The sequence below is a fragment of the Pantoea sp. UBA5035 genome, assembly GCF_002415245.1.
In the GTDB taxonomy this organism is placed as follows: Bacteria; Pseudomonadota; Gammaproteobacteria; order Enterobacterales; family Enterobacteriaceae; genus Pantoea; species Pantoea septica.
The window spans coordinates 360,705-366,802 of the sequence record NZ_DICD01000015.1; the positions used below are offsets into that span (position 1 = coordinate 360,705).

A 6,098-nucleotide genomic window follows, 5' to 3' on the forward strand; every position below is an offset into this window, starting at 1 on the left:
AAATGCTGACCATTACGCTCGACTTTCGTCGCCTGGCGGATCGCGACGCGCTCTACCAGACGCTGGCGCAGCAGAGCCACTGTCCGTTCGCCTTCGGCAATAATCTGGACGCGCTGTGGGACTGGCTGACCGGCGGCATGGCGCTGCCGGCGCGCATTCATCTGCGTCACGCGGCGGAAGCGGAACAGCGCGACGAGTTCGCCGCCGTGCTGGCGCTGCTGGAAGAGGCGGCGCAGGCGCTGGAGGGCGACCTGCGCCTGAAGCGGGATTAGCTGCGCAGCGGCGCGAGGATCGCGGCCAGCGCGGCGCGCGCGGCAGGCGTAACGTCGCGTCCGCCGGCGTAGCCGTTGTTCTCCAGAATCACCGAATTGAGCCCAACCAGCCAGTCGTAAATATAGTAGGCGGTATGGTTGGCGGGCGCGGCGGAGAGACGCGTCAGCCGCTGTCCGGCAGAGAAATTAACGCTCGGCGCGGGCGGACGCGAGAAAATCGGCTGACCGCGATTGACGCGGCTTGGCGGCCGCTCAGCTTCGTCACGCTGTAAAAAGCCCAGCCAGGCGACAAAATCGCCCAGTACCGTCATGGCGCGGGATACCTGACGATCGGCGCGCGACTCGTGGGTGACGGAAGGGTTATCCGGCTCGTGCAGCGCCTGCTCCAGCGACGTCAGCATATCGAGGCGGAAGCTGGCGACGATCAGCTCTTCAACCAGCCACTCCAGCGTGCCGCGATCCACATTCAACAGCGTCAGCAGGCTGCGGTTCTCCGGCAGTTCGCGCAGATGATCGAGCCACAGCGCCATCACCTGGCGCGCGAAGCTCTGTCCCGCGGCGCTGACGTGATGCTGCGCGGCCGCAGGCTCGGCCAGCGGCGTATCGCTAAAGAGATCGAATTCAAATCCGACGCCGAAATGCTGTGCGGGCGCCTCGGCGCGGATCGCCGCGGCGGCGGTCGGCGCGTCATGCTGGCTGAGCCAGAGCTGACGCAGCGTTTCGCGCGGCGGCTGCAGCCGCTCCAGCAGTTCGCCGTGCAGGCCGGTGCGGTGCTGCAGACACTTCAGCAGGGTATCGGCGATGGTCTGCCTGCGCGCAGCCTGTTCGGCGCTCGCCTCGGCGTCGGTCCAGGGGAGCAGTCGACGCTCCAGCACGCTGTGCTGCAGGGCGCGCAGCTCGGCCAGCAGCCGATCGCGGCGCGCGTCGGGCTGCATCTCTTCCTGCAGCCACTCCGCCATACGATCGACGCCGGCGCGATCGAGCGCCAGCATCGAGCCCCAGCGCTGGCCGGGCTGGCCGATCTGGCGCTGTACCGCCTCATCGACGTTGATCTGCTGATGGCGCGCGTCGTAAGGGGTGATCGCCCAAATCAGGCGCGGCTTTTCGCCGTTTTCGCGCGGCGGCTGATGCAATTGCCATTCGCGCAGCGCGCGGCTGGCGACATCGACATCCTGACGCTGGCTGGCGGCGGTGCAGACCAGCATTAAATCGATTCCCTGGCGCGCAGCATAGAAGCCTGGCAGCAGGGCGCGCTTCTGCTCCAGCAGTCGGGCGCGCAGCGGATCCAGCCGTTCCAGACGCTGACGCTCCTCCAGCGCCGCCGCGTCGGCGGGCACGCCGGGCGCGGGCAGATCGAGCATATCGGCGTCGTCAAACAGGGCGGTGCGAGGCGTTGAGCTCAGGGGGATAACCAGCTCCAGCGTCAGCAGCGCCAGCCAGCCGAGCGGCGCCAGCTGCGGCTTGCCGATGCGGTTGCCGTTCAGCGGACAGACTTCCACCTTCATCTGCTGATCCTGCTCGCTGGCGGGTGCGATCAGCTGTTCGCTCGGCAGCAGCGCGTCGTCCGCCAGCAGGCTGAGCGGCGCGAGCACGCGGCTGGCGCTGCGCAGCTGATGGCGCAGGTGCAGCAGCGCGCGCAGCGCTTCGCTCAGCTCCGGCTGCGTCGGCCACAGCAGTGCGAAAAGCTGCACCCGGTCGTCGACGCTGAGCGCGGGCGCCAGCTCCACCGCCTGCGGCCAGAAATGGCGGTCGAGCCGCGCCTCGTGACAGCGGTGACGACGGCTCCAGGCCCAGAGCGTGACCAGCGCGTCGCTGTCGAGCCCGCCGAGCGGCGCGCTGAGGCGCTGGCGCTGCAGACGCTGCAGCTGCTGGTCGAGCTGGGCGCTTTCCGGCTGCGGCGCCGCATGGCGGCAGCTCAGCACCAGGCGTAAAATTTCCGCCTCGCTCAGCAGCGTCAGCTCTACCGGCCATTCGCTGGAGAGCGGCTCGCGCTGATGGCAGTAGCGGGTCGCCGCGGCGAAGTCGAGATTGCCGGGATTGATCTGCTGAAAGACGTTAAGGCTCTTTTCGCCCAGACGCGTCAGCAGCTGGCCCTGGGCGTCGGCGACCATTTCGCTCAGCAGCCAGGCTTTGCCCGCCTGCGACTGGCCGAACAGCGCCAGCGTCACCGGTCGGGCGACCTGCTGGGCGAGCGCGTCGCTCTGCGCGCGGGCGCGGCGCAGCTGGCGCGTAAAGGTTTCCGCCTCCAGCGCCAGGCGCGGCGACGCGTCGCGGTGGTCGGCGATCCAGCCCAGGCTGGCGTTGAGCGCCTCCTGCAGCAGGCCAAGTCGTTTTGCCAGCGTCTGCGGCTGGCGCGGTTTTACAGTTCTCATCGTTTGCAAAGGCTTCCGCTGTCAATCCAGTACTGGGCGTTGGCGTTGCCCGTCGGCGAGAGAGTATTGAGTTTCAGGCTCAGCTGCTCAAGCGGCACGCGGGTGCCGTCATCGAGGCGCGCGTCGCTCAGCACCAGCCGCTCGGGGCCGGGCAGCGTCGGGCCTGGCGCCACCGCCAGCTTCACGCGCAGCACGCTCTCTCCGGCGACCTTGCGCGCCAGCTGGGCGTCGTTCAGCGTCAGGCTGTAGAGCGGCGACGCGGGCCAGCGATCGTTATCGAGCTGGCGGAAACCGAGGCAGACGTTGCCGCGAATGCGGAAGCTGCTTTTGCGGTCGAGCGCGAAGCTCCGGTCGTCGAGATCGATATCGCTGTAGCAGAGATTATCGTCGGTCAGCGCCTGGTTCTCATCGAGCACGCCCAGATAGCGGATGGTCGAATAGGGCTCGAAATCGCCCGCGCGGAACCAGAAGCTGTTCAGGCGCAGATCCAGCGCCAGCAGGCAGAGCATCGCGCCGACCGCCGCAGTGGATTTCGGATTGTCGATGCGGCCATGTTTGTTGAACGGATACCAGTCGCTGGTGTGATAGCCCTCCAGCGACAGAATGCGGCTGCCCGGCAGCGGCTGCAGATGGCGCACCAGCGCCTGAATGCCGGGGAAGCGCGACGGGCGTCCGGTGAGCAGCAGCACGTCGCACTGATAGAGCGATACCACTTCGCACATCGAGCGCAGCGCCGGAATGATCGCCATGCGGTGCTGCATAAACTCGGCGTGCAGCTGGGCGAGACTCACGATCAGCGGCACCTCCAGCAGATCGAAACCGCTGTCGGCGCCCAGCGCGCGCTGGATCTCGCCGTTGATAAAGGCGAGCACCGCGTCGGCCGGACGACTCTCCACCAGTTCGCCGAACAGGGCGTTGATCTCCGCGTGGCTCTCCAGCGGATCCCAGTTCTCGTAGCGCTCCAGCACCGCCTGCGCCAGCGGAATAAAGAGCTGCAGCGTCGCCTGCTGGCGCAGCGTCGCCTGGCCGTCGAGGCGACCGTCGTGGCCGAACAGCTTGTTCAGCAGCGGCTCGGCCAGCGTCAGGCCCGCTTTCTGCAGGCTCTGCTGCAGCGCCGGCAGGATCCAGAGCTGGATCACGTCCAGCAGAATATCGTCGCCCGCGACTTTGAAGCCTTCGCGGAACAGCAGGCGTGGGGTGATTTTGACGTTATTGCCCTGACCGTCGTCGAGACGGTAGTGAGTAATCGCCAGATCGGTGGTGCCCCCGCCGATATCGATCGAGGCGATGCGCAGGCTTTTGCCCGGCACTTCGTCCGCTTCGCGCGGACGATCCGGGCGTGCGGTGCTGCTAAAGAAATCCTGCGCGCGACCGGCGAAGTTGACCTGGGTTTCGTTGAACAGCCACACCATCTGGCCACAGGTGGCTTCGTCCCACTCCATCTGCACGTCCGGCACCGGCTTGCGGCAGGTCGGCGGCGCGGCGGCGTCGAACGGCTCGTCGGCCGCGTGCCAGCCCTCGGCTTTCCACACCAGCGCAATCGCCTGCTGCATGCGGCGGCGGAAAATTTCGCGCTCCGGCTTCGGCATCGCGGACGGCAGGGTAAGGATGACGTGGCGCAGCTGGCGCGGCGCGTGGCTCTGCGGCATGCGCTGGCGCTGCGCGGCGCTGTTCATCTGCATCAGCGCCTGCGCCAGCAGCTCGCACAGCATAAAGGTCATCAGCGAGCTGCGGCTGTAGTGGGCGGAAAAGACCGGCAGGCGATCGTCGTCAGCGAGCGCGTGCAGCGGCTCTCCTTCGTCATTCAGCAGAAAGGTAAAGGGCGCGGCGTTAGCCTGCGGCTCGTTCGATCCCTGCGGCTGATTAAAACGCCAGCCTGGCTGATAGCGCGCCTCATCCCACAGATAGCGGCGCGGGCTGGAGATGCCTGTGCTGCCCTCAAGGCCGGCGCGCTGCAGCGCCAGGCGGCTCGCTTCGCGGCCGACGCGCGTCAGCGACGGCCACATAAAGGCGTTTTCGCGGCCGCTCTGCAGTGAAAAGCTCGCCTTGCCGAAGTCGGTTTCAGCGAACTCCAGGCGGCTGTCGAACAGCTCGTTGTAGACCTGATGCGGCTGCGAGAGATCGCGCAGCTGCAATTCGTAGGTCTGCTTCAGGCCGTTGCTCTCTTCGGGATGATCTTCCACCAGAATGCCGCAGGTGTGCGAATTGCCGACGTCGAGAATAATGTCGACGTTCACCGCCGGCGTCTGCTGGGTGGCGGCCTGAAGATGAATATCGCTCAGGTTGAGCTGCTCGCCGAGCAGCTCCAGCAAGTTCAGGTAGTGCGCCTGATATTCGAACTCGCGCAGCGCCTGCGCGATCGCCTGCTCGCGACGGTCGCCGACGCGGTCGCTGAACGCCTCGCGCAGCCAGCCGTCGACCCAGATATGGTCGAGGAACTCGCCCAGCTCGTAGTTGTGCCAGGCGAGCGAGAAGGTCACGCCGTTTTGCGCGTCGGCGGCGGTCAGGCCTAGCTGTTCGCCGCCGTCCTCCTGCGCCACGCAGCGGGTATCGAACGCCAGGGTTACGCGATGGGTATTGCCCGCCGCGTCCGGCTGCGCCAGCGCGGTGAGGCGCAGGCGCGCCCAGTTCTCCGGGCCGCCGATAAAGCGGCGGCCGCTGGCGCAGCGCAGCATCGGCAGCGGCAGCCAGCAGTCCGCCAGCAGCGCCAGCGAGTCGGCCAGCGCCACGTCCGATTCCGGGCGCACCACTTCCGGCGCGCCGCCGTCCTGCGGATAGAGCAGAAACTTGCCGCTGTTGCCGTCGATGTTGAGACGCAGCAGCGGGCCGTTCGCTGTCTGGCGCACGAACTGGCGGCGCGCCTGACCTGCGGCGATGCGCAGGCCGAAATCCAGAAACTGTACGCCGCTCTCTTCAATCAGCGTGATTTTTTGTTTGTCATCGATCAGGGGAGCCAACATGGTTACTTACTCTCACGCTTAATCGTCATCGGGAAGGATTTATCGTCGCTGAACAGCGCTTCGCACACGGCGGCGCCGTCTCCCGGCTTACACATCAGCTGCGGCATGCGGTAGCGCGAGCCGTCGCTGCATTTGGCAGTATAGCGGCTGCGCACCGAGAGCTGGCCGCTGCCGAGCATGGCGGCGGTGACCTCGTCGGCGCTGCAGCGCAGGTTATTGCCCTGGGTGACGGTGGCGCTGCCTTTGCCGCCGCTGAGCTCATAGTGCAGCACCGGCGACGCGCCGCCCGGCAGGGAGTTCTGCATCACCACGCGCCAGCGGCCGTCGACGACGCTAATCGCGCCGGTGCGGACATCCTCCACGCTCATTTTCAGCGCGTCGCCCGTAGCGGGAACGGCTGGGGTCACGACGCTGGCAAGCGTTGCGGAAGGCGCAGGCGTCTCGGCGGGCGCGGCGACGCTGGCGGGCGTCTGCGGCAGGGTGGCGGCGAGCTT

At 67.1% G+C, this 6,098-nt stretch carries 3 protein-coding genes and 1 pseudogene; 1 reads left to right on the plus strand and 3 read right to left on the minus strand.

What is annotated here, in order from left to right; genetic code table 11:
- Positions 1–2 precede the first annotated feature (2 nt).
- Positions 3–272, plus strand: coding sequence for a barstar family protein (locus B3229_RS13150; protein WP_286871355.1), 270 nt, complete (start codon positions 3–5; stop codon positions 270–272).
- Here B3229_RS13150 and B3229_RS13155 read toward each other — a convergent pair.
- The 3 genes and pseudogenes from B3229_RS13155 to B3229_RS13165 all read right to left on the minus strand — a co-directional run.
- Positions 269–2,644: a virulence factor SrfC family protein gene (locus tag B3229_RS13155; protein WP_286871357.1), complete on the minus strand. Its 2,376-nt coding sequence runs from the start codon at positions 2,642–2,644 to the stop codon at positions 269–271. The genes B3229_RS13150 and B3229_RS13155 overlap by 4 nt on opposite strands.
- Positions 2,641–5,604 carry a virulence factor SrfB gene (locus B3229_RS13160; RefSeq protein ID WP_286871359.1) on the minus strand — a complete coding sequence of 988 codons (2,964 nt, stop codon included), beginning with the start codon at positions 5,602–5,604 and terminating at the stop codon, positions 2,641–2,643. The genes B3229_RS13155 and B3229_RS13160 overlap by 4 nt, the downstream gene beginning before the upstream one ends.
- A 2-nt stretch (positions 5,605–5,606) precedes the next feature.
- A pseudogene (locus tag B3229_RS13165) lies at positions 5,607–6,098 on the minus strand (hypothetical protein); the annotation flags it as partial.

What these genes read in the sequence shown, in the direction of transcription:
- B3229_RS13155 (WP_286871357.1), bottom strand. Translation starts at nt 2,644, where the DNA reads ATGAGAACTGTAAAACCGCGCCAGCCGCAGACGCTGGCAAAACGACTT.
- B3229_RS13160 (WP_286871359.1), bottom strand. Translation starts at nt 5,604, where the DNA reads ATGTTGGCTCCCCTGATCGATGACAAACAAAAAATCACGCTGATTGAA.
- B3229_RS13150 (WP_286871355.1), top strand. Translation starts at nt 3, where the DNA reads ATGCTGACCATTACGCTCGACTTTCGTCGCCTGGCGGATCGCGACGCG.